This window comes from uncultured Acinetobacter sp. (genome assembly GCF_947626835.1).
In the GTDB taxonomy this organism is placed as follows: Bacteria; Pseudomonadota; Gammaproteobacteria; order Pseudomonadales; family Moraxellaceae; genus Acinetobacter.
Window position 1 is genome coordinate 1 of the sequence record NZ_CANQTS010000039.1, and the last position, 23268, is coordinate 23268.

Annotated in this window: 18 protein-coding genes and 1 tRNA gene; 4 read left to right on the top strand and 15 right to left on the bottom strand. The window is 42.1% G+C overall.

All coding sequences use genetic code 11. From position 1 onward, the window contains the following. Positions 1 to 72: 72 nt before the first annotated feature. From Q0Z55_RS11565 to hcaE, 8 genes are all read right to left on the bottom strand, one after another. Positions 73 to 1128, bottom strand: a complete 1056-nt coding sequence (locus Q0Z55_RS11565) for an MBL fold metallo-hydrolase (protein WP_297428789.1) — start codon at positions 1126 to 1128, stop codon at positions 73 to 75. Between the two features lie 194 nt (positions 1129 to 1322). After that, a complete protein-coding gene (locus tag Q0Z55_RS11570) occupies positions 1323 to 2234 on the bottom strand; it encodes an EamA family transporter (protein WP_297428839.1) in 912 nt (303 codons plus the stop codon). A gap of 71 nt (positions 2235 to 2305) precedes the next feature. After that, positions 2306 to 3532, bottom strand: a complete 1227-nt coding sequence (gene hcaD, locus Q0Z55_RS11575) for a 3-phenylpropionate/cinnamic acid dioxygenase ferredoxin--NAD(+) reductase subunit (protein ID WP_297428792.1) — start codon at positions 3530 to 3532, stop codon at positions 2306 to 2308. Positions 3533 to 3542: 10 nt separating this feature from the next. Then, positions 3543 to 4505, bottom strand: a complete 963-nt coding sequence (locus tag Q0Z55_RS11580) for a 3-carboxyethylcatechol 2,3-dioxygenase (protein WP_297428795.1) — start codon at positions 4503 to 4505, stop codon at positions 3543 to 3545. Positions 4506 to 4565: 60 nt separating this feature from the next. Then, positions 4566 to 5384, bottom strand: a complete 819-nt coding sequence (gene hcaB / locus Q0Z55_RS11585; protein WP_297428798.1) for a 3-phenylpropionate-dihydrodiol/cinnamic acid-dihydrodiol dehydrogenase — start codon at positions 5382 to 5384, stop codon at positions 4566 to 4568. Between the two features lie 2 nt (positions 5385 to 5386). Beyond that, positions 5387 to 5713, bottom strand: coding sequence for a 3-phenylpropionate/cinnamic acid dioxygenase ferredoxin subunit (hcaC, locus tag Q0Z55_RS11590; RefSeq protein WP_273798089.1), 327 nt, complete (start codon positions 5711 to 5713; stop codon positions 5387 to 5389). Next, complete coding sequence (gene hcaF, locus Q0Z55_RS11595; RefSeq protein WP_297428804.1) at positions 5713 to 6231, bottom strand: 3-phenylpropionate/cinnamic acid dioxygenase subunit beta; 519 nt, start codon at positions 6229 to 6231, stop codon at positions 5713 to 5715. The genes hcaC and hcaF overlap by 1 nt, the downstream gene beginning before the upstream one ends. Then, positions 6228 to 7595: a 3-phenylpropionate/cinnamic acid dioxygenase subunit alpha gene (gene hcaE / locus Q0Z55_RS11600; protein WP_297428806.1), complete on the bottom strand. Its 1368-nt coding sequence runs from the start codon at positions 7593 to 7595 to the stop codon at positions 6228 to 6230. Before hcaE ends, hcaF begins: the two co-directional genes overlap by 4 nt. Positions 7596 to 7876: 281 nt before the next feature. Between hcaE and hcaR the strand changes: the two genes are divergently transcribed. Next, positions 7877 to 8782 carry a DNA-binding transcriptional regulator HcaR gene (hcaR, locus tag Q0Z55_RS11605; protein ID WP_297428809.1) on the top strand — a complete coding sequence of 302 codons (906 nt, stop codon included), beginning with the start codon at positions 7877 to 7879 and terminating at the stop codon, positions 8780 to 8782. A 352-nt stretch (positions 8783 to 9134) separates the two neighbouring features. Here hcaR and Q0Z55_RS11610 read toward each other — a convergent pair whose 3' ends face one another. The 7 genes from Q0Z55_RS11610 to Q0Z55_RS11640 form a co-directional block, all read right to left on the bottom strand. Next, entirely contained in the window at positions 9135 to 9995 is an 861-nt protein-coding gene (locus Q0Z55_RS11610; RefSeq protein ID WP_297428812.1) for an alpha/beta hydrolase, read from the bottom strand. Between the two features lie 275 nt (positions 9996 to 10270). Then, the gene (locus Q0Z55_RS11615) at positions 10271 to 11554 is read right to left on the bottom strand and encodes an OprD family outer membrane porin (protein WP_297428815.1); all 1284 of its coding nucleotides are present in this window, start codon (positions 11552 to 11554) and stop codon (positions 10271 to 10273) included. Between the two features lie 408 nt (positions 11555 to 11962). Continuing rightward, positions 11963 to 12982 (bottom strand): 4-hydroxy-2-oxovalerate aldolase, encoded by a 1020-nt coding sequence (dmpG, locus tag Q0Z55_RS11620; protein ID WP_297428818.1) that lies wholly within the window; start codon positions 12980 to 12982, stop codon positions 11963 to 11965. A gap of 11 nt (positions 12983 to 12993) precedes the next feature. Further along, complete coding sequence (locus Q0Z55_RS11625) at positions 12994 to 13887, bottom strand: acetaldehyde dehydrogenase (acetylating) (protein ID WP_297428821.1); 894 nt, start codon at positions 13885 to 13887, stop codon at positions 12994 to 12996. A gap of 23 nt (positions 13888 to 13910) precedes the next feature. Then, a complete protein-coding gene (locus tag Q0Z55_RS11630; RefSeq protein ID WP_297428824.1) occupies positions 13911 to 14708 on the bottom strand; it encodes a fumarylacetoacetate hydrolase family protein in 798 nt (265 codons plus the stop codon). A gap of 441 nt (positions 14709 to 15149) precedes the next feature. Continuing rightward, positions 15150 to 15824 (bottom strand): HAD-IIIA family hydrolase, encoded by a 675-nt coding sequence (locus Q0Z55_RS11635; protein WP_297428827.1) that lies wholly within the window; start codon positions 15822 to 15824, stop codon positions 15150 to 15152. 128 nt (positions 15825 to 15952) lie between these two features. Then, the gene (locus Q0Z55_RS11640; RefSeq protein ID WP_297428831.1) at positions 15953 to 16918 is read right to left on the bottom strand and encodes an RluA family pseudouridine synthase; all 966 of its coding nucleotides are present in this window, start codon (positions 16916 to 16918) and stop codon (positions 15953 to 15955) included. A gap of 733 nt (positions 16919 to 17651) precedes the next feature. On the opposite strand from Q0Z55_RS11640, the gene Q0Z55_RS11645 reads away from it, so the two are divergent. The 3 genes from Q0Z55_RS11645 (at position 17652) to Q0Z55_RS11655 (ending at position 23268) form a co-directional block, all read left to right on the top strand. Next, positions 17652 to 21074: an Rne/Rng family ribonuclease gene (locus Q0Z55_RS11645; RefSeq protein WP_297428833.1), complete on the top strand. Its 3423-nt coding sequence runs from the start codon at positions 17652 to 17654 to the stop codon at positions 21072 to 21074. 156 nt (positions 21075 to 21230) lie between these two features. Further along, positions 21231 to 23072 carry a long-chain-acyl-CoA synthetase gene (locus Q0Z55_RS11650; protein ID WP_297428836.1) on the top strand — a complete coding sequence of 614 codons (1842 nt, stop codon included), beginning with the start codon at positions 21231 to 21233 and terminating at the stop codon, positions 23070 to 23072. 124 nt (positions 23073 to 23196) lie between these two features. After that, a tRNA-Lys gene (locus Q0Z55_RS11655) sits at positions 23197 to 23268 on the top strand.

Here is a 23268-nt window from a genome sequence, read left to right on the forward strand (position 1 = left end):
TTTCTATGACTTTGTCTTTAAAATCTTTTGAATATCCCATATCTCTATTGTTCTATAGTTTTTAGGATTTGGCTATACAATGATTTTCTTGCCTTCATGTAAGCAATAGAACGGATTAATAAATTTAGAAGTTTTATTCATGGCTTTCATTAACTCGTGTTCCGATTGTTCCCTTGCCTCAGTATTGACCTGAAAGGTGCGATAACGTACTGCAACCGAACATTTAGAATGCAGATCTTTATGCGCCTGCAAAGCATCGGTCGGACTTAAATGTAAATAACGCAACACATCCTTTTGTGGATAGCAATTGAGGGGCAACAATGCTACACGCGGTGCACCTAAACGCTGATGAATGGTTTTAAAGTGATTTGAATAACCCGTGTCGCCTGCAAAGAAGCAGTAATCTGCACCATATTTGATGGCAAATCCTCCCCATAAGGCACGGTTATAATCACGTAAACCACGCCCTGATGCATGTTGGGCTGGGGTAAAAATAATCTTAAAGTCGCCAAACTCTTGCCATTGCCACCAATCTAGCTCAACTACATTAAAATGATCTGGCAAATACCATGCATTGCCTAAACCCGTAAAAATCGGCATCTCAAATTTTTCATGTAACCATGTAAGTGTGGCCACATCCATATGATCATAATGATTGTGGCTCAGTAGCACTGCATCAATCGGTGGCAGTTCTTCTAAGGCAATACCGGCCGGACACATACGTTTTGGCCCACGTCCTTGCTGTGGACCTGCATATTCTGCCCAAATGGGATCTGTTAAAAAGTTATATGGCCCAATTTGAATTAGCGCTGTGGCATGCCCAATAAACCACACTTGCCAATCATCTAAACGTGCATGTGGACGTGCTTGTGGCACATTACGCCCTGCCCCAAGACGTTGCTCTAACTCGGCTGAGTAATCAACTTGCCATGTGGCACGTTTACGTCGTAACAGCCATTTGACCAAACTACCACGCGTAGGTGCTTCAGGTGGATTACCCGGATTAAAAAACACCTGTCCATCGTAATGGTCAGAATGTAAATAGTCGAACGTGGGCTGACGCCACGTATGTGTCCAACAAGAAAGCGTCGGCAATTGGAAGTGATATTGTTGTAAATCTTGTTTCATGGCATCCAAGTTCTAAGCATGGTTTAGGCGAACATATGGGCATCTATCGCATCATGATTGCACTTTGCCATAGTGCGACATTTTTTGCATTAAGCCGCGATAAAATAATCAGCTTGTCGTATCTTAGCTAAATTTGATACAAATTTACGCAGTGTTTTTGTTGCCAACGTAAAAAAAGAAGCTTGCGCTTCTTATTAGGATTTTGCCAAGTATTGTTCACGCCATTCTTTAAAGAAATACAACACAATACCCAACATTACAATGCTGATACCAATAAAGGCATGACTGCTAATATGCTCATTGTTTAAGGTCGCACCTAAAATTAAGGCAATAATCGGTGTCATCACATTACTTAATGACACGGTTGAAGCTGCCAAACGACGAATCAGCCAGAAATAGCACAGCATTGCCACAATAGATGACATGATCATGGTAAAACCAAAACCAATCCAAGCATGTGTGCTTGGCATTTGCGTTGGGAAATGCTGCCAAATAAATGGTATCAGCAACAACGAAGCTAAAGCTGACACCAACAAAGAGCCTGTGGCTTGTGACATCGGTTTAAGCGGTGCATTAATTTGTTTAACCCAAAAAATCGAGCTGATATAAGACACCATACTAATCAGCATTAATACCACGCCCCACGGATTAATCTTCGTCTCGGCAGAATCGGCAAAAACAAAACTTAAACCACCCACCGCAATAGCCATACCCAACCATTGTATCCAAATTAGTTTATGGGTTTTTAAAATCGAATGTCCGATTAAACCTGCAATCAAGGGTGAAAAACCAAAAATCAGCGCCATTAAACCCGAAGTTAAGTAATTGGCGGCTAGGTAAATAAATAGCTGTGCACCAATTAAATTTAAGCTGCCAGCCACATAGCTTTTCATTGACGTGGCATCAAATGGCAGTGGATTACGCATCATCGCAAGTAAGCCTAACGCAATTACACAGGCACCAAAATAACGAATAATCAATACCCACATGGGATGCACTTCTGCCACACTCCACACAATTGCCAAAGGTGTGGTCGCCCAAATTAACACCAATAAGGCGTAGATACTTGCCGTAAGCGGCAAAGATGCTTTCATAATGTTACTCATTGACTTTTGAATTGGCATAAAAAAACAGACCTTAGTTACCCAAGGTCTGTTCTTTGACAATAACCTAAAACTTATTTAACAAGTTTACGTAAATCTTGGCTCAAGTCTAAATATTTATCGGCTTCAAAAGCAGCTTGCTTGCTAATGAGTTTTTTCAAATGACGCATGTCTTTGGCAGCATTGACAGTAATACCACCGACAATCACGCCATCTGTCACACCAAATAATACAAATGATGATTCTTGACGTAATTCAGGTTGAATGTCACCACGAATTAACCACTCGTTCGCTGCCATATCACCAACAAATTGATAGTTAATATCCAGTTGATCCGTCCAGAACCATGCTGGATTAGCAACAGGATGCTCAGCATTCATCACATGACGTGCAAAGATGCCTGCTTGTAGGTTAGCATTTTCCCATGTTTCCACACGACGGAACTGACCATCGGCGCGAAGCTGAGTAGCAACATCACCTGCTGCATAAATATCAGGGTGTGACGTTTGGCAGTTTTCATTAACCTTAATGGCAAAATCAACATCTAAACCTGCATCAACAGCAAGTTGTGCATTTGGCACAATACCAATACCGTAAACTACAGCATCAGCACGTAACTCTTCGCCACCTTGTAAAGTGACAACGATTTCTTCACCGTCTAACTGACAATCTACAATCGCAGTTGATAAACGTACATCAACACCAGCAAGTTGCTGTTGCTTAAGTAAGAATTCGCTTAATACGCGTGGTGATGAACGACCCATCACCATTGCACCCATTTCGATCACAGTCACATCACATTGTTTGAAACGTGCAGATGATGCAAGCTCTAAACCAATCACACCACCACCAATTAAAATGATGCGTTTGCCCGGTTGTAATACAGGAACAAGTGCTTGTGAATCTTCTAGGTTACGCAACGTATAAACGTGCTTGCCTAAAGCATCAAAGTTTGCTAGACGACGTGCTGCACCGCCAGTGGCAAGCAATAACTTGTCAAATGCAATCACATCGCCATTTTTAAGTTCAGCAGTTTTTGCGTCGCTATTAATTTTAACCACGCCATTGCCACGAATAACTTCAACACCAAGTTCTGCCAATTTTTCTTCTGACAGAATTTCGATTTTAGTTTCTTCAGGTTTTAGAATCACATCTTTAGATAGCGGTGGACGCTCATAAGGAAGATGAGTTTCATCACCCACTAAGATGATTTTACCTTCGTATTTATTAGCACGAAGTTCTAAAATTGCGCTCGCACCGGCTTGACCAGCACCAACAATAACGATGGTTTCAACGCTCATGTGCTCTTCCTTATTTCAATTCTGCAGAAACAATACCAAAACCAGCAATCCACTCGCTAATGTCTTCATAGCAGTGTGCTGTCATTTCATATTCGCCAATTTCATGAAGTGCGGCAAAAGCTGCCATCCATGAACGAACTTCTTGACCACCACGACCGCCATCACGACGGATTTCCGCTTCAGTCATCGCTTCTAGCGCTGCAAAATCAGCTTTCTTGAAGGTTTCAAGTAAAGCACGATCCCACTCAGGGTTTAATGGTACAGCCACTGACTTATCGCCTGCTGCCAATTTTTGACCTACAGCAATAATTTTACCTTGACGTGCATTACGTGCTTCTTCAGTCGGGTTACGACCTGCAATTAAGAACTCTTCCACTTCTGGTGGTACAGCACCCATTTGCGGCGTTGGTGGATCGTGTGATAAACCACCTGTACCCAATACCAATACACGCTCGTTATCAAGGTTTAAAGACTTGATAAATTGACCTACAGCACGACCTAAAGCGATAGTACGCTTGGTGGTTGGCATTGGTGCTGCAGCGCCATTGATAAATACAGGAATCGTTGGATAACGATCAAGCTGGCCACCACATAAGAAATGTAATGGCTGAGTCACACCATGGTCGGCCTGCATACGATATGAGTACGCAACATCCACACCTTCATCTAACACACGACGAACCAAATTCAGTGCTGTATCTTCAGGCACATTAATATGATCGTTGTCTTTACCATAATCCCAGTCACCCGCAGCTTTGGCACGAATACCCACGCAGAAACTTGGCATTAAGTCATAGAAGAAACCATTAAAATGGTCAGGACCAAAGGTAATGATCAGTGTTGGATTATAATCTTCAACTTCTTGAGCAAGCTTAGCAAAAGTTTCACGAACTTTGTCTTCTTTGTATTTTTCTTGCGGTGAAGCGAATTCCATTAATGGACTGTGCGATGCACAAATAAGTTTAACGGCCATGTGAGACTCCTAAACGGAAGGCAGCCATAAAGGCTGCCAGAGTAAGTTCAATGTGGGAAATTAGATTTCGTCAAAGAAACCAGCACGTGGTTGACGCAAACCACGAATACCTAGACCACATTCAGCGTTAATTAATACGCCAGTCAATGGACGGTTGTTTTGACGTGAAGCCAATAACACATATGAACCTGTCATATCTTCTGGTTCTGGTAAGAAATTCAGTGGCATACCACGGGCAATCTTTTCAGGGTCACGTGCATCAAGTAAACCTAAGTTTTCTTGACCCAGTGATGCAGCACCTTTGATATTGACATTCATACCTGATGGGGCAACCGCATTCACTCGTACTTTAGGCGCAAGCTCATAGGCTAATTCTTTCATAATACCCACACCAGCATGCTTAGACGCTGTATATACAGGGCCTCCGCCAGCTGAGTACAATGCTGAATTAGACAAAGTAAATATGATTGACCCTTCAGATTTCACTAATTCATCAAGTGCAGCTTTAGCACCAAGGATTAAAGACTTGGTGTTAATACCCATGATTTCATCAAAAGCTTTTTCAAGCTGCTCACCCGAAGTATTGACGATATCGGCATAATGATCCCAGATACCGGCATTTCCTACGAAACAGTCGAGTTTACCAAAACGTTCAACGGTCGCTTTAACAGCACGGACATTGTCTTCATAGCTGGCTACATCGCCTTCGATCGCAAGAACTTTACCGCCAAAGTGTTCATTTAATGCCTCTACTTTGGCTTTTGAACGTTGAAGTACGGCAACTTGTGCACCTTCTTCTAAAAAACGTTCAACCAGCGCCCAGCCTAAGCCTGAACCACCACCGGTAATAAGTGCAACTTCACCTTGTAGCCAACCCATGATTACTCTCCTGCCATCTCTACGTATAGTGCGCCATCTTCAATCACAACTGGGAAAGTTTGGATTGGATCAGTGGCTGGTAAACATAACGCTTGACCCGTTTTTAAGCAAAAACGTGCAGCGTGAAGTGGACACTCAACAGTACCATCATCTTCAAGGTAACCTTCAGACATAGAAGCGTTGCCATGTGAACAACGGTCGTTCATTGCGAAGAATTCGCCACCGTTGTTAAATACTGCTAAGGCATCAATACCGTTAACACCACAATCTACTTTTAGCGCTTCGCCTTCGTCTAATTCGTCAACTTGGCAAACAAAAATTTTATTCATTAGAAGAACACACTCAGGTTATGTGAGTTGTAAGTAACTTGGTCAAGCATGATCTTACGGTTGAAGATTTGGAAGCCTAAGCCACCTTCAACTTGGCGGATCTTGTCATGACGTTTACCACAATAGATAACAACGTCTTTCTCTTTTTGCGTACGGTATAACAAATAAGTTACGTACACATCGTATTCGCCTTCAACTTCAGTTGGCTCTACAATCACGTTTGATACCATATGTGTGGTACGTGATGGCGGCTCTTCAGCCCATGCCATACCTGTTTCAAGACGAGCAACACGACGCTCTAAAAGATCTTTCGTTTCATTGAACACCCAAGTTGTAGGTGGCTCAACCGAACGACGACGGTCACGGGTTTGAGCATTTGGTGTAGTACGTAAAGTGTATGACACATCGTCAGCCATTACGTCTAACCAATCGCGGAATTTCCAATCATCAAGCAATTTTGCTTCACGATACAAGAACTGACTAATTTGGTGATGAAGTTCTAAGCTGATTTGACTCATTTCATAAGCTCCTTCTCGTATTCGTCAGCCGCTTTTTCCACGTCTTCCCATTTTTCATGGATTAATAAATCTGCCCAACGGCGGTACATACCACGCGCTGCTGTTTCAGAGAAAATGTAGTTGGTAATACCCGGAATACCGTCTTCACGGAATTTCTCGTTACCTTTACCCATTTCAACGATGAGTTTGTTTTTACGTGCTTTATAACCACGTAATACTTTTTGGATCTCAATCCAGTTTTCAGAGTCATCTTGCTCTAAGAAACCAGCTGGACCAAAGGCACGTGTTGCAGAACGTTCAAATGCTTCTTTCACTTCTTGAGACGCTTCAGCATCTGCAATACAGAATGCCCACACTTCTGTTTTGTTTGGACCACGTGGATGCCATACGCGAAGTGTTGCAGTACCGTTCAACCAAGACAATGTTGGGAACATAGTGTTGTGACCTGCAAGACGTAAAGCACGGATTTCGCCTAAACGCTCTTTCACTTCTTCGTAAGTTTCACGGAAGTAGTTCGCCACTTCACCGTCAACCCATACGTTAGCATCTGGTTTTTCTGTGAAGAAGAAACCTGAACCATGACCACGTGAACCGTACTGGATCGCGTCTTTTGCAGTTTCCCATACAGGACGAGCTGTTTGTGCTGCACCTAATTTTTTAGATGCTTCATCATCAGGTTTCGCACCTAATACTTGAATTGCAGATGCATGCGAGAATAATGCGTGGTATTGGTCAGATGCGAACTGTTCAGCTGCAAATTTCCAGTTACAGTCGATTTCCCATTTGTGAACACCACCGATGATTTCAGTACCACCCGGACGACGGTCAACAACGCCATCTAAGTACCACGCGATATCACCCATGTAGTCGATTAAATCTGGTGTTGTTTCATCCCAGCAACCGAAGATTAAGCCTTTGTAAGACTCAACGCGGTTCACTTCAACCAGACCCCATTGCTCTTTACATGCACCATGTGGGTAAGCACGATCTTCAAGCGGGATATCTTTTAATGAACCATCAATACCATAAGACCAGCCGTGGTATGGGCAAGTGAACGCACGTGTATTACCACAATCTGCGAAACTTACACGCATAGAACGGTGACGGCATTGGTTTAAGAATGCTTTAATTGAACCGTCTTTTTGACGTGCCACGATGATTGGATCTTCACCCATGTAGGTATTGAAGAAGTCACCTGCCTTTGGAATTTGGCTTTCGTGACAAAGGAACAACCATGTACGACCGAACACACGTTCGAGTTCTAATTCATAGATGTCTGGATCTGTATAGATAGATGGCGTAAGACGACCATTTTGTGCATCGACTAAAGCGTCGATTTCGCGCACATCAATTTTTCCACTCATGAAAAGTTCTCCTGTGTCCAGTAAAGGCACAAAAAGTAATAGACTCAACTTGAGACGATAATCGTTTTTTGAACAGCGATAGTGAAATATTTTTTTTGTTTTAATTAAGATATTTTACAGATTATTATTTTTTGTTGTCTAACTATTAAATCACCTCTTGTGACTTGTAACGTATTTATTTCCTAAATGGCAGAATAATCTTCTCCAAATAGTTGTTTATAGATTATACTAAACAGAAATCATAGTAAGACATTTTTTGGATTACTCTTTGGACTGGTGATATGGAATTACGACACCTTCGATATTTTATTACCGTAGCTGAAGAACTCAACTTCAGTAAAGCGGCTTTAAAACTTTATACCGCACAACCCTCTTTAAGTCAGCAAATTAAAGACTTAGAAGAAGATGTGGGCGTAAAGTTATTGCATCGTACTAAACGTAAGGTTGAGCTGACTGAAGAAGGTGCTGTGTTTTTAGAACAAGCACGCTTAACCCTTGCACAGGCTGACAAGGCGGTCGCCATGGCACGTCAGGTATCTCAAGCCAAACAGCAAATGCTGCGTATTGGTTTTGTGCCTGTTGCAGAAATGAAAATTTTCCCTTATGTGTTGCCAAATTTGCGTGTGCAAAACTCGGATTTAAAAATTGAATTGCTCAGTATGAACAACTCAGATCAGAGTAAAGCAATCAAAAAAGGTGAACTCGATATCACTTTTACCCGCCAAAACCTACAAAGTGACGAAATCGAAAGCCAATTTGTACTGCGTGAGCCACTGATCTTTATTTTGCCGAAGGATCATCCTTTAGCCAAATATGAGCGCATTCCAGTCAAAGCATTAAACGGAATTGATTTTATTATTCCTGCTATGGAACAATCGCAAACCCTGCATAACTTGATTCTAAACTTTGCTAAAAGCCATAATATCGAGCTTAATGTGGTACAAAAGGCAGATAACATCCTGTTTAATATCAATTCTATTGGGATGGGACTCGGCTGCACCATCTTACCGGGCTATATTGCACCGCTCACCATGAGCAATACTGTAATCCGTCCTTTGGATGTAGAACTACCGCATCTTGACTTATATGTCAGTTACCGTAAAAACAGCACATCACTGGCTGTAAGCAAGTTTATTGAATTATTAACACGGGTTTTTTATCTCGGTTTTAACCGCGAAGCTGAATAATTTTTAGCGATTACATCATCTGTGAAAAGCATCATTATTTTATATGGGAATAATGGTGTTTTTTTATGCAGTTTTTTGTACAAATTACATACAATCTAGACTTAAGTCTAAGTCTATTTTCAAATAATTTAATTCAATCGTTTACAAAAAAATAAGTATGTAAATGTTTCAAGATGTAGAAAATGTTATTTATGACCCATCTACAACTTAAGTCTAATACTTCAATCTACTCATAAAAGCGGATTTTTACCGTAAAACAAGATTTCTTAATAATAATACTCATTTATATATTTCATGACAAAGTCATGATTTAAAAAAAGGATGGTTTACACCACCCTTTTCTTATGCAAAATTATTTTACACCGTGTACCGCAAGGTAGTTTTTGATCACAGTATTAAATTCATCTGCTTTTTCAACTTGTGACCAGTGACCACATTGGCTGAAAATATGCGCATCTGCATTTGGAACAACATTTAAAATGTCCCAAGTACGTGATACTGGAATTACAACGTCTTGTGTACCGTGAATCAGAAGAACTGGAACCGTAATGTCTTTCATTTTTTCGAAATCTAATGGGAATTCGAAACGGTCACGGTCACGTGCGCCAACAACATCCATCAAACGGTTTGATGCATAGTCATTTGCAGCAGATTCATAACGAACTTTTACCAGTTCGTCAGTGATCAAGTCTTTGTTTACCACAAACATAGAAAGTGTTTTCTTCACACCTTCAACAGTTAATACAGGGTTTGCATGAGCTTTAAGCGCAGCAGTTTGTACTGCACCGCCTGTACCCATAGACACAATACCTAAAACACGCTCTGGATAATCAATCGCAAATTGGAATGCCAACCAACCACCTAAAGAGTTACCCACTAACCATGTTTTTTCAATGCCAAGTGCATCTAAAGTACGTACAGCATGATCAACCCAAGCACGGATTCCGTATTGAGTACCTGGTGCTACAACAGTTTGACCATAGCCAATGGTATCAATTGCGATACAACGCGCTTGCTCACCAATTTGAGGTAGGTTTAACCACCAGTTTGCCGCAGCAGATACACCAGTACCTGAACCGTGTAAGAATAAAATAGGCGTACCTTCACCAATTTCGTGGTAATGGGTTAACTCGCCTTCAGCTGTTTCGATCCATTTGTCTTCTAAACCGAAGAATGAATCAGTTTTATATTCTGGGATTTGAACAGTGCTCATACTTACTCCTCGTATAGCGTAAAACGCTGCTGGGTTGCCCCCAAGCTTCGCAATTTTTCTTCAGTTTATAACTGATTTAACTTATCCATATTACCTGTTCAAACCAACAAAACTGATATAAATTTACGATCAAATCGTATAAAAAAACGATAATTTAAGCTGTTGTTTTGTAAAGTTTTTACTAAAGTGCAATTCCCTAATTTTGCTCAGGTATTTCAGCAAAAAATACTAGAGCCTAAAAAGAGCAGCTTACACCGCCCTTTTTTAAGCATAAATTAGAACTTATAGCTATAGGTTGTCGCGACACGATGTTCTTGCAAGTCATTGCCAAAGTTATAATTGGTATCAATAAACATGTAGTTAAAGCCTAAACCTTTAAGTTTACCTTCAGGAACAACATAGTTTACGATCACATTATTTTCGTTTTCTTTACCTTCTGGTTTATTGACACCCATATCAATATTATCACCACGGAAATGACGCACTGTGGTGCTTAAACCGGGTACACCTGCTTCGGCAAAGTTATAGGTATAACCTAAACTCCAAGAACGCTCATCTTTACGAATAAAGCTGGCCACTGACCAATTGTCTAAATAAGGTTGTGGTACCCAACCACCCAGCGTTGGGAACATCGGTGCTTGATTACCATGTTCACCAAACATTTGTTGATAGCCCAATTGAACCGTGTGCATACCATGATTAATTTTTGCGCCTGCTGACACAGCTTGACTATCAATCTCACCAAATAACTTGTCGCCCGATTCACTGTTATCAAAATAACGCACATGCGCGTCAAGTTTCGTTTGTTCAGTTAAATTGGTTTTTAAAGTTGCTGCTACATAATGCTGTTGGTAGATGTTGGTAACATCGGCATACCAGTAGCTAGCGCCAATTTTAGGCATAAATTGATGATCGACACCAAGAATATACATGCCATCATCAGTGGTTTTATTCTGAGCTTCTGCTTGGGCAAAATTGTTATTTGGGAATAAGGTCAAATTTTGATATTGATTATCGTAACGTGCATTAATGCCATCAATGTACGCTAAGGTTAATTTGGTATCTTTAATATCTTTCGATTCTAACCATGCACCGCTGTAAGTAGTTAATAGTTGACGTGATGGATCAAAGAATAAGACCGGTGACATTGGTAATAAATCACCCACCTTTAATTCTGTTTGTGCGACTTTTACTTTTAAAGTTGCCCCTAACTTGGCATTGTCTTTTTCAACTTCTTTTTTATTGTAATCGTATGGCATATGGATATCATCCACAGCACCTTGCGATTTTAAGCCAATCGCATATTGTGCCAATAGATCAGCACCCACTTGAATACCTGCACCCACCTCATGATAACCAGACTTTGCATCTAATGTTACAGCTTGTGTCCAGTTGCTATAGCCTTTGCTGTTAGCATTGGTATCTTTATTAAAATCACGGTCAACATAGAAATTTTTAAATTTGAGTTGAACATTACTATCGTCAATAAAATCTGCTTGTGCTGCAGTGGTGGCAAAAGTTGCTGCGCAGATGGCTATCCATAATGATTGGCGACGCATGGCTAAATTCCTAAAAAGTCTACGTGGGCTTAGGTGCTCATGATGCAAAAATCGCTGTGATAAAAAAATCCGACTAGAGTAGTAACTTGGATTTATCTGCGACTGTTTAAATATCATCTGTTTTTTTACGATTAGAGCTTTTGCCAATAACTCGTTGCAACTCCTTAGCAAAACACCCAATATAAACATTTGTTATTACAATCATTTTTTTATTTATTTTAAAAATGATGCTTTAAACAGCAACTTTTAAGTTCTTTTAGCTTTAAGCAAGCGGAGGATTATTTTTGTAATTTATTTTTAATAAGATCTAAATTATCTACCATAATACTTTTTATATATAAATCAATATTTTAAGTATAAAAAAGCGCCCTTTTTAGGACGCTTTTTCTAACACTTCTGTTTTAACAATTAAGCTTGCAACTCACGCGCTTTTGCCATTGTTAAAGCCAAGTCTTCGATCATGTCTTCTTGACCGCCAACCGTACCACGGCGACCAAGCTCCATTAAGATTTCACGTGCAGATACGCCATATTTCGCTTCAGCACGTTTAGCAAACAATAGGAATGATGAGTAAACACCTGCATAACCTAAAGTTGCCGCATCACGGTCTGCACGAATTGGGTTGTGCATCATTGGAATCACAAGATCTTCAGCAACGTCTTGTACTTTGAACAAGTCAACGCCAGTGTCCATACCCATACGGTTTGCAACCGCGATGAACAATTCAAGTGGCGTGTTACCCGCGCCCGCACCAAGACCTGCAGATGCAAGATCGACACGTACCGCGCCTGCTTGAACCGCAGCAACAGTGTTCGATACACCCATACCTAAGTTATGGTGACCGTGGAAACCTAACTCAATGCTTGGGTCTAAGTGTTGACGTAAGTGACCAACACGATCAAGTACATCTTGTGGCAACATGTAACCTGCTGAGTCCGTTACATAAATACAGTTTGCACCGTAAGACACCATCTTCTTCGCTTCTTCTAAAAGACGCTCAGGAGAAGCCATGTGAGCCAACATTAAGAAGCCCACAGTGTCCATTTCTAATTTACGTGCAGCAGTGATGTGCTGTTCTGAGCAATCTGCTTCTGTACAGTGAGTTGCAACACGAATGGTTGATACACCAATTTCGTGAGCCATATGTAAATGGTCAACCGTACCGATCCCAGGTAGAAGTAATGCAGAAACTTTTGCATTTTTCATACGTGGTACAACAGCAGATAAGTATTCTTCGTCAGTTGCAGCAGCAAAACCGTAGTTTACTGATGAACCACCAAGACCGTCACCGTGTGTGACTTCAATTAAAGGTACGCCTGCATCATCAAGTGCTGTTGAAATGGCAATCATTTGCTCAACAGTGGTTTGATGGCGCTGTGGGTGCATACCATCACGTAACGTCATATCATGAACAATAATCTTAGACATGTGGTTGCTCCTTAAGCTTCTTTATTGAATACGTGTTCAGCAAACATTTCTGCAGTACGTGCAGCTGCCGCTGTCATGATGTCTAGGTTACCTGCATATTTAGGTAAGAAGTCACCAAGACCTTCTACTTCTAAGAAGATAGACACACGGTTGCCATCAAAAATTGGACCGTTTACAAGTTTGTAACCTGGTACATATTTTTGCACTTCTTTAATCATTGCATGTACTGATTCAGTGATCGCAGCTTGATCTGGCTCACCTTCAACTAAGCAATGTACTGTGTCACGCATCATGAGTGGTGGTTCAGCAGGGTTAATGATGATGATCGCTTTACCTTGTTTCGCACCACCAACTTTCTCAATTGCACCCGCAGTTGTACGTGTGAATTCGTCGATGTTTTTACGCGTACCTGGACCTACAGATTTAGTCGATACAGTCGCAATGATTTCGCCATATTCAACAGGTTGAACACGAGAAACCGCAGCCACCATAGGAATTGTTGCTTGACCACCACATGTCACCATGTTTACGTTTGGCACTTCGCCAGCTGCAAGCAATGCTTCTAAGTTTACAGGTGGTACGCAGAATGGACCAATGGCAGCAGGTGTTAAATCAATCATTAACACGCCAAGTTCATTTAATTTACGGCTGTTTTCAGCATGTACATAAGCAGACGTTGCATCAAATGCAATTTTGATGTCATCTTCTAGTACGTGTGGAAGTAAACCGTCTACGCCTTCAGCTGTGGTTTTTAAACCCATTTTCGCAGCACGCGCAAGGCCTTCAGAAGTTGGGTCAATACCCACCATCCATACTGGCTCTAACCATTCGCTACGTTGCAATTTGTAAAGCAAATCAGTACCAATGTTACCTGGACCGATCATTGCACATTTAATCTTTTTCATGAATGTACTCTCTAAATTTGGGTTTATTCAGCAGCAAAAGCGGCAGTCACTGAACCAAAGCCTTCGATTTCAACTTTAAATTCATCACCTGGGTTTGCAACAACCATTGGACCTAACGCACCTGATAAGATGATGTCACCTGCAAGTAATGGACGACCACGGCGTACCATCTCATCTGCAAGCCATACTGCTGCATTCAATGGATTAGCAAGACAAGCTTTACCTACACCTTGCGATACCACTTCGTCACCGCGTGTCATGGTCATTTTGCAATTCACAAGATCCAAATCATCTAATTTTACAGGACGTGAACCCAAAACAAATGCGGCACTTGATGCGTTATCAGCCACTGTATCAATCAATGAGATTTTCCAGTTTTCGATACGGCTATCCACCACTTCTACCGCAGGTAATGCATAGTCAGTAGCACTGATAATGTCTGCGTAAGTATGTTTTTCTTTGGTTAAATCTGATTTGATCACCAATGCGATTTCCGCTTCAACTTTAGGTTGAATCAATAGACCCGCAGGAATCGCTTCACCATCGCCATAAGCCATATCGGCAAACAACATACCAAAATCAGGTGAGTCCACGCCCAATTGCTTTTGTACAGCAACTGAGGTTAGACCAATTTTACGACCTACAAGGCGACGACCTTCTGCAAGTGCACGTTTGGTATTTACTTCTTGAACTGCATAAGCAATATCTACGTCAGCAGTTTCACCGCCCAATTGGGGACGGATCGGTGCGATCGCAGCTTGATTGACTTCCGCATCACGGAGTGCTTGAGCAACTGATTCAACAACAGCAGAATTCGACATCAATGTTTCCTTAAACTGCAAAAATTGGACATCTATCTAAGTCAAAGTTTGAAGCAGACAACCGCAACATGCATTGATGCAACATGGCTTGTTGTAGGCGCTAAAACTTAGATATATGTATAAACTAGTTTAGCATCGACAAAATAACGCGCTTATGCCAATACTTATTTTATTTTTTTCAATAGCTAATACCTATAAATATTTTTTATTCTTTTCTATTTAAATCAAAAATTTATACAATATTATTGTTTTAAGCTTGCGCTATAAAGCGCCAGCAAAAGCCAAATTATGCTTATATTTTAAGCATAATACGACTAATAGCGTAGAATAAAAACGTCACAAAATCGCCCTATGCTTACACTGATTAGCTTAGGGTTTTGGTCTTTAAATTACTATGCGCCAAAAGGTTTAATTTGTATCAACTTGCTAAAAAACAGCCACTCAGCAAGAAGCTGCTACTGCTTGTTGAGTAAGTGTCTGCAAAAAGTGACTTAAATCATTGACGTTTTGGGCAATATAAATCGGCTGATAGCCTTGTAATACCTCCACAGCATGCACACCATACGCCACGCCAATACTTGGCATGCCGATCTGTTGCGCCATACTCAAATCATAAGAAGTATCCCCCACCATAATCGCCTCACTGGCTTGAACGCCAGTGTGTTGCAAAATTTCTGTCAGCATTAATGGGTCAGGTTTAGATTTAGTTTCACTTGCAGCACGCGTCGCTACAAATAAATCTTGGCTTTGGGTTTGTGCCAAAACACGATCGAGTCCTTTACGGCTTTTGCCCGTCGCCACAGCCAATTGTACGCCTTGAGCTTTAAGATGATGCAACATGTCACTGATACCTGCAAACCACGCATCGCCTTTGGAATGCGCCACATAATGTTCTGAATAACACTGCAAAATATCAGCATGTAATTCAGGCACCTGTGGAAACAGGGTTTCTGCCACTTCAGGTAAACCTAAGCCAACAATACTCTTGGCATCTTCACTGCTGAGGGGCTGCTTAAATTGCTCGGCTGCAAATTGTAAACTTGCCACAATTTGCCCGACCGAATCAAACAAGGTGCCATCCCAATCAAAAATGATCAGTTTAAGCGCTGAACTCATATGATTTATCCTACATGGTTGATGCCTTAGATAGACACAATAAACCCTGTTGGCAAATTAACAGCGCAAACGTGTGCTATCAATTTCCCCACAGGGTGCTTAGGTTTAACTTATCAAGTTAAATCGGCTTATTCGTCATCTACATCCGGGGTAATGACTTGATCGGCTTTTTGCGCACGCAATTGTGCCACAATGCTTTGCATATCTTCAGGCAATGGTGCTTCAATCACAGGATAACCCGGAATTTCAAGACGCATGGCATGTAAACACAAACGACGTGGTTTCGGACCACGATATTGAGTTTCGTGACCATACTTATCATCACCCACAAGCGGATGACCAATACTTAAACCATGTACACGAATTTGATGAGTACGACCTGACAGTGGTGAGGCATGTACCAAAGTGGCGTGCATAAAGCGCTCTTTCACATTCCACTGGGTTTTTGACTCTTTACCTTCTTTAGATACACAGACACGGCGCTCACCATTGGCGAGTTCGTAACGATGCAACGGTTGATCAATCAGCTGTTTATCTAAAGCAACTTTGCCTTTCACCACAGCTGCATAAGTTTTTTGAATTTTATGCTCACGCAACATGTCTTGTAAGGTTTTGAGCACGCTGCGTTTTTTAGAAATCATCACCAGACCTGAGGTATCACGGTCAATACGATGAATCAGTTCTAAATATTTTTTGCCACTGGCAGCACGTAAGCCTTCAATTAAGCCATAAGCCACACCACTACCACCATGCACTGCAATACCGGATGGCTTATTGACCACCATTAAGCCTTCATCTTCATACACTACACGGCTCAATAAGCTTTGTGCCACTTTGTCCGACACGGGTGCTGCTTCTTCTTTTTGTTCAAAACGAATCGGTGCTACACGAATTTGATCGCCAATTTTAAGCTTGGTTTCAGCTTTAATACGTTTTTTATTAATGCGCACTTGACCTTCACGGATTAAACGGTAAATCCGGCTTTTTGGTACGCCCTTTAAACGGCTAAATAAAAAGTTATCAATACGCTGTCCGTCTTGATGTTCATCAACTTCGAACCAAGTCACAGCTTGCCATTGTTGGGTAGAATTCATACAGTTGTTATGACCTAAAAAAATACTAAAATTGAATAAAAAATGTTCGGTTAGGCTATTCTTTTCACAAGAAAGATCAGTTTAGCCCATAGGCAGATGATGCAAGGTTTGATATAGTCAGCGCACGGAAACCGCCGTAACTGAGTCGGAATTTAAACAGTAGCCCCTTGTTGGGTCAATGTTCAATTAAATGAATCACTCAATCGCTCGGAAAGGTCCCAAAAGAATATGCCAACGCCGAGGGCTTATTATATCGGCAAAACTTGCAAACTGTTGCGTTAATTTGTACCTCGGTACATAAATCAGTTTGCCCGAAAAAATATGTCGCCAGTCTTCAGATTGGTTTTTAAACGTAAACTGATACACATCAGATTCGTCGCCCCTGTACTCTTTCAGGCTACAGCGTTTGATGCATTGGATCTGCACAATTTGTAAAGATACGACGTTCATTCCGTATCAAGTCGTTCTCTTCAAAAGAAGAATGCGCTTCGAGCAATGTGACAGTGAAAGTTATTCATCCAATGCACCGCATGTCCGCCAGTGACAAGAGACAGGTTGACTTTAATCATTCAAGATTAAAGCCGTATTGCTTATCCATCAATACGAGAATCATACGCCTTCGCCACCTCATTTGGCAGGTAAAAAAAGCTTAGAAAAAATCTGAGCGTTGATCCGTGATGTTTATGAGCAAATCGCGACCTTGTGCTGTGTATCACTATAAGGTGTTACACCCATGAAACGTATGTTGATTAATGCAACACATGCCGAAGAAATTCGCGTTGCACTTGTCACAGGTCAGCGTCTTTACGATTTTGATTTAGAAAACCGCACCCGTGAACAAAAGAAGTCTAATATCTACAAAGGTCATGTGACGCGCGTTGAGCCGTCACTTGAAGCTGTGTTTGTTGAATATGGTGCGCAGCGTCAAGGCTTCTTGTCGATGCGTGAAATTGCCAATTCATATTACAAAGCCGACCCACGCCAAACTTCAAATATTCGTGAATTGATTACCGAAGGCACTGAGCTTTTGGTTCAAGTTGAAAAAGAAGAACGTGGCAATAAAGGCGCAGCTTTATCGACCTTTATCTCGCTTGCGGGTCGTTATTTAGTTCTTATGCCAAATAATCCAAAAGGTGGCGGTATTAGCCGTCAAATTTCGGGTTCGGTACGTGAAGAACTCAAAGAAATGTTGGCTGCATTAAACATTCCTCGTGGTATGAGCGTGATTGTGCGTACTGCCGGTATTGGTCGTTCACAAGAAGAATTACAGCTTGATTTACAGCACTTGCTTGACCTTTGGGCGCAAATTCAAAGCACCTCAAGTTCAGGTCCATCACCAATGCTGGTACATCAAGAAGCAGGCGTGGTGACCCGTGCCATTCGTGATTACTTACGTGATGACGTCGCTGAAATCTTAATTGACTCAGAACAAGCCTATAACGAAGCCTATAACTTTGTTAAAGCGGTGATGCCACGTCAGTTAGACAAATTAAAAACCTATACCTTAAATGAGCCATTATTTGCTCATTTTGGCATTGAAAGCCAAATCCAAACTGCCTATGAACGTGAAGTAAAACTTCCTTCAGGCGGTTCAATTGTGATTGATCAAACTGAAGCTTTAGTCTCAATTGATATTAACTCAGCCAAATCAACTCGCGGTCATGATGTTGAAGAAACTGCGCTTAACACCAACTTAGAAGCAGCCGAAGAGATTGCGCGTCAATTACGTTTACGTGATATTGGCGGTTTGGTGGTGATTGACTTTATTGACATGACCAAAGACCGTAACCAACGTATGGTTGAAGCCAAACTTCGTGAAGCGACGCAAAGCGACCGTGCACGTATTCAATTTGGTCAATTGTCACGTTTTGGTTTAATGGAAATGAGCCGTCAGCGCTTACGTCCATCATTAGAAGAAGCGACAGGTTATGTCTGCCCACGTTGTCACGGTACCGGTATGGTGCGTGATTTACGTTCGTTGTCTTTATCGATTATGCGTAAAGTGGAAGAGATTGCTTTACGTGAACGTCATGGTGAAGTTCAAGTTCAAGTGCCTGTTGAAATTGCAGCGTTCTTACTCAACGAAAAACGCCATAGCTTGGTGTATTTAGAGCAAACTTCAAATGCGCGTGTGACTGTATTGCCGCATCCGCATTTAGAAACGCCACACTATGAAATTTCATATAACCCTGAAGGCTTTGCGCCAACCAGTTACGAGCGTACAGAAGCAACGCGTAACAGTGAAAAAGAATTGGGGTATGAATCATCTGAGTGGCATTTAGAAGAAGCAGAACATACTCCTGCTCCTGCTGCACCACAACAAGAAAAACATCCAAAACGTGCCAAACAAGCACAGCACAATGTAGCACCTGCTCAACAGCCACAAGTGGCAGCGCCTGCCCCTGCTGTGGCAGCATCAAGCCCATGTGCATGGTTAGAAAACTTGTTTGTACAAAAACAAGCAAAAACCGTGGATCAAGCACGTACTGCCAACAATGCTGCTGCTGCCATTGAACAAATGGTGAATGGTGGTGCAGTCAGCCGTGGTCAATTTGGTGAAGTGAAGCATGCTGTTGCAGCAACCGCAACACCTGTGGTTGAAAGCAGCAATGCCTATTTAGCACCATCTACGGTGGCTAAACCGGAACGCGAAGCTGAAAAAGTTGAACGTGAAGAGCGTCCACGTCACAACAATAACAACAAAAAACCGCGTAACAATAAACATAAAGAACCGCGTGAACAAGTGGCTGTGACACCGGAGCCTGTACAACATCAAGTACATGAAGAAGTGATCCAAATCTCACGTCAAGAGCAACGTCAAGAAGCGCGTGAGAACAAACGCAATTCACGTCGTCCGCATCCAAATCATGAGCAAAACCCAGCACCAGCAGAGGCGCAAGCCAATGAAGCTGCTGTACCACCACGCCGTGACCGTCGTAATCAACCACGTCCTGAACGTCCAGTACGTCAACGTGATCCAAGTGTATTAAACAACGACACTGCTGCACCAGTTGCACCTGTAGCTGTAATCAATGAGCAACAACCGAAGGTTGAGGTGATTGATGCACCGCGCTCAGAAATGATAGCAACAGCATTGGTGGTCAATGTTGATCAAGCACAAAGCGAAATCGTGGCATTAGCCCCTGCTCAAGCCGCTCCTGCGCCTGTGGTCAAAGCCGAACGCCAAGAACGTCAAGAGCGTCCACAACGTCAGCCAAAACCTGAGTCACGTGAACGTCGTGCTGAAAAAGCACCTGCTCCGATTACCGAGGCTGTTGTGGCTGAGGTTGCAGTGGTTGCGCCAGCAAGCGAACAACCTGCACAAGCAGCGGTCAAACGTGCTAGCAATGATCCACGTCAACGCCGTCGTGAACAACGTCAAGCCAAAGCACAGCATACTCAAGCGCCAAAATTGCGTGCCACTGAAGTACCTACTTTAGCGCAGTACACGATTGGTAGCTTGATTCGCAAAGTCTACGGTGAAGATTGTTCGGTATTAATTGAACAATTTGGTTTATTACCAACCTTTAACCGCGCGTTGCAAAAATTCACTGATGAATATGCAGCAAGCCTTACAACTTCAACAGTGAGCACTGATGTTGTTGAGAAAAAGCCGGTTACGCGTGATGTGGAAGTTGCTAAAGCGCAACCACAAGCTGAGCCTGCACCTGTGCTTGACCTAACGCCACCTAAAGCCATTAGCCGTGTGGCCAATGATCCCCGTGAGCGTCGTCGTTTAGCAAAACAAGCTGCTGAACAAGCATTTGAACAAGCTAAAAAAGCACAACACACTGAAGTGGTCGAAGTTGTTGCCTCTGAAGCAAATGTAGCTATAGACGCGCCAACTGAAACTCCAGTGGCTGTAGATGTACTAGAAGTAGCAGCAGCTGCTGCAGTTGAGGCAGTTGTAGAAAATGTAGCTGAAGCAACTAAACCAGATGTGGCGACGACCGATGCCCCTGAAGCTGACGTGGCTGCTGACACACCGCCTACGGAAGTGCTAAGCCAAGATGATGCTGTGATTGCAGTTGAAGCTGAAGTACAAACTGCTCCTGAAGTGGAAGATGATGCCGATAAAGCAAGCAAGGATAAAAATGCACGCCCTCGTCGTCCTCGCGGTCGTCCACCGAAAAAGGTTCCACCTGCCACTGAATAATAGATGTGGTAGGCTGAAGTCTAAACAGACCTAGTCACTTCGGTGACTAGGTTTTTTTCATGATTTTATTTAAGTTGTATAGCGCTTGCTATTGTAAGATAAACCATCCCATCCCCTAGTCCTTTGGATTAGATGATAAATAAAAAAAGGATTCTTATGAGCCAAACATCACAGAGCCATCTGATTGGTATTGCTGACGTTGCAGCAAAGTTACCGAAGTTTATGCGTAAAGTGCCACATTTGGTCACTGGTCTGAAACAAGCTTATTTGCGCACTCCAACTACCCCAACAGGACTCGGATTGGCCTTTGAAAAAGCAGTTAAACGCCATCCGCATGGTATGGCTTTGCTATTTGAAGAGCAAAAATTTAGCTACAACCAACTCAATGCTTGGGCCAACCAAATTGCACATTACTACCTGTCTTTAGGGGTACGTAAAGGTGATGTAATTGCCGTGATGTTAGAAAATCGTCCTGAGCTGATTGCAACTGTGATTGGCTTGGCCAAACTTGGTGTGACCGCAGCGCTTGTGAATACCTCTCAAAGCGGTAAAGTCCTGATTCATAGCATTAATTTAGTCAAGCCGATTGCTTTAATTGTGGGCGAAGAATGCCGTGCAGCAGTTGATGAAATTCGTCAAGGAATTGAAATTAATGAAGATCGCTTTTATTGGTTTGCCGACCAAGCCACAACTTTAAATCCTGGTACCGCACCTAGTGGTTATTTAAACTTAGCCAAAGTGGTTGATCACTTTGCGCGTTTTAACCCACCAACCACGGCAAAAGTGCAAGGCAAAGACGGACTATTTTACATTTATACCTCTGGCACCACCGGATTACCCAAAGCCGTGATCTTTACCAACAGCCGTTGGACATTGGCGTATGGCACCTATGGGCACGTTTTAGCACTCAATAAAGACGATGTCATGTATGTGACTTTGCCGCTGTACCATGCAACTGGTATTGTAGTGTGTTGGTGTGGAGTGATTGCCAGTAGCGGTGCTTTAGCCATCCGTCGTAAATACTCCACTTCCTCATTTTGGCAAGATGTGAAAAAATTTGATGCCTCTGCAATCGGTTATGTCGGTGAGTTATGCCGTTATTTAATGGATGCACCAGAATCTGAGCTTGAGCGTGAGCATCGTGTTAAAAAGATGATTGGCAATGGCATGCGCCCCAATATCTGGGACAAATTCAAAGCCCGTTTTGGGGTAGAAGAAGTCCTAGAACTGTATGGTTCTAGCGAAGGTAATGTAGGCTTTAGCAACGTATTTAACTTTGACAACACAGTGGGTTTTTCACCTACCCCTTATGCAGTGATTGAATTTGATAAAGATAAAAACGAGCCAATTTTAGATGCCAAAGGCTATTGCAAACGGGTCAAAAAAGGTGAAACGGGACTATTAATTGGTAAAATCACCCATCGCTCTCCTTTTGATGGTTATACCGATAGCAGCAAAAATAAAGCCGTGATCATGCAAAATGTCTTTAAACAAGGCGACGTTTACTTTAATACTGGCGACTTAGTCCGTGATATTGGTTTCCGTCATGCACAATTTATTGACCGTTTGGGTGATACTTTCCGCTGGAAAGGCGAAAATGTATCCACCACGCAAGTTGAAAATATTGTCAGTGACTATGAAAAAATCGCCAATGCCGTGGTCTATGGGGTAGAAGTACCACATACCAATGGTCGTGCCGGTATGGTTGCCATTACCTTAGCTGAACATTGCAGCCTAACTGAGCAAGATTTAAGCAACATGCTCACCCATTTTAAGGCTGAGCTACCTAGCTATGCAGTTCCCCTGTTTATTCGTGTGCAAGAACAGGTAGAAACCACAGGCACCTTTAAATACCTTAAAAATAAACTCAAGACCCAAGGTTTTAACATTTATGAAACCAATGAAAGAATTTTGGTGCTGTTGCCCGGTCAAAAAAGCTACTGTGATTTAACCCCTGAGCTGTATGAAAACATCCAAGCTTATAAATATCGCTTCTAATTTGTTTGTTTTTTGACATAAAAGATGCAATTTGCTGTATTTATAAACAAACATACACAATTTTGTGATTTTTTACTTGCGCTGTCAGTCAATCTTGCTACAATACGACCCATCAAAACGAGATGGGTCGTTAGCTCAGTTGGTAGAGCAGTAGACTTTTAATCTATTGGTCCCGCGTTCGAGTCGCGGACGACCC

Coding starts and splice junctions, on each gene's coding strand:
- Q0Z55_RS11565 (WP_297428789.1), bottom strand. CDS start 1,128: ATGAAACAAGATTTACAACAATATCACTTCCAATTGCCGACGCTTTCT.
- Q0Z55_RS11570 (WP_297428839.1), bottom strand. CDS start 2,234: ATGAGTAACATTATGAAAGCATCTTTGCCGCTTACGGCAAGTATCTAC.
- hcaD (WP_297428792.1), bottom strand. CDS start 3,532: ATGAGCGTTGAAACCATCGTTATTGTTGGTGCTGGTCAAGCCGGTGCG.
- Q0Z55_RS11580 (WP_297428795.1), bottom strand. CDS start 4,505: ATGGCCGTTAAACTTATTTGTGCATCGCACAGTCCATTAATGGAATTC.
- hcaB (WP_297428798.1), bottom strand. CDS start 5,384: ATGGGTTGGCTACAAGGTGAAGTTGCACTTATTACCGGTGGTGGTTCA.
- hcaC (WP_273798089.1), bottom strand. CDS start 5,713: ATGAATAAAATTTTTGTTTGCCAAGTTGACGAATTAGACGAAGGCGAA.
- hcaF (WP_297428804.1), bottom strand. CDS start 6,231: ATGAGTCAAATCAGCTTAGAACTTCATCACCAAATTAGTCAGTTCTTG.
- hcaE (WP_297428806.1), bottom strand. CDS start 7,595: ATGAGTGGAAAAATTGATGTGCGCGAAATCGACGCTTTAGTCGATGCA.
- hcaR (WP_297428809.1), top strand. CDS start 7,877: ATGGAATTACGACACCTTCGATATTTTATTACCGTAGCTGAAGAACTC.
- Q0Z55_RS11610 (WP_297428812.1), bottom strand. CDS start 9,995: ATGAGCACTGTTCAAATCCCAGAATATAAAACTGATTCATTCTTCGGT.
- Q0Z55_RS11615 (WP_297428815.1), bottom strand. CDS start 11,554: ATGCGTCGCCAATCATTATGGATAGCCATCTGCGCAGCAACTTTTGCC.
- dmpG (WP_297428818.1), bottom strand. CDS start 12,982: ATGTCTAAGATTATTGTTCATGATATGACGTTACGTGATGGTATGCAC.
- Q0Z55_RS11625 (WP_297428821.1), bottom strand. CDS start 13,887: ATGAAAAAGATTAAATGTGCAATGATCGGTCCAGGTAACATTGGTACT.
- Q0Z55_RS11630 (WP_297428824.1), bottom strand. CDS start 14,708: ATGTCGAATTCTGCTGTTGTTGAATCAGTTGCTCAAGCACTCCGTGAT.
- Q0Z55_RS11635 (WP_297428827.1), bottom strand. CDS start 15,824: ATGAGTTCAGCGCTTAAACTGATCATTTTTGATTGGGATGGCACCTTG.
- Q0Z55_RS11640 (WP_297428831.1), bottom strand. CDS start 16,918: ATGAATTCTACCCAACAATGGCAAGCTGTGACTTGGTTCGAAGTTGAT.
- Q0Z55_RS11645 (WP_297428833.1), top strand. CDS start 17,652: ATGAAACGTATGTTGATTAATGCAACACATGCCGAAGAAATTCGCGTT.
- Q0Z55_RS11650 (WP_297428836.1), top strand. CDS start 21,231: ATGAGCCAAACATCACAGAGCCATCTGATTGGTATTGCTGACGTTGCA.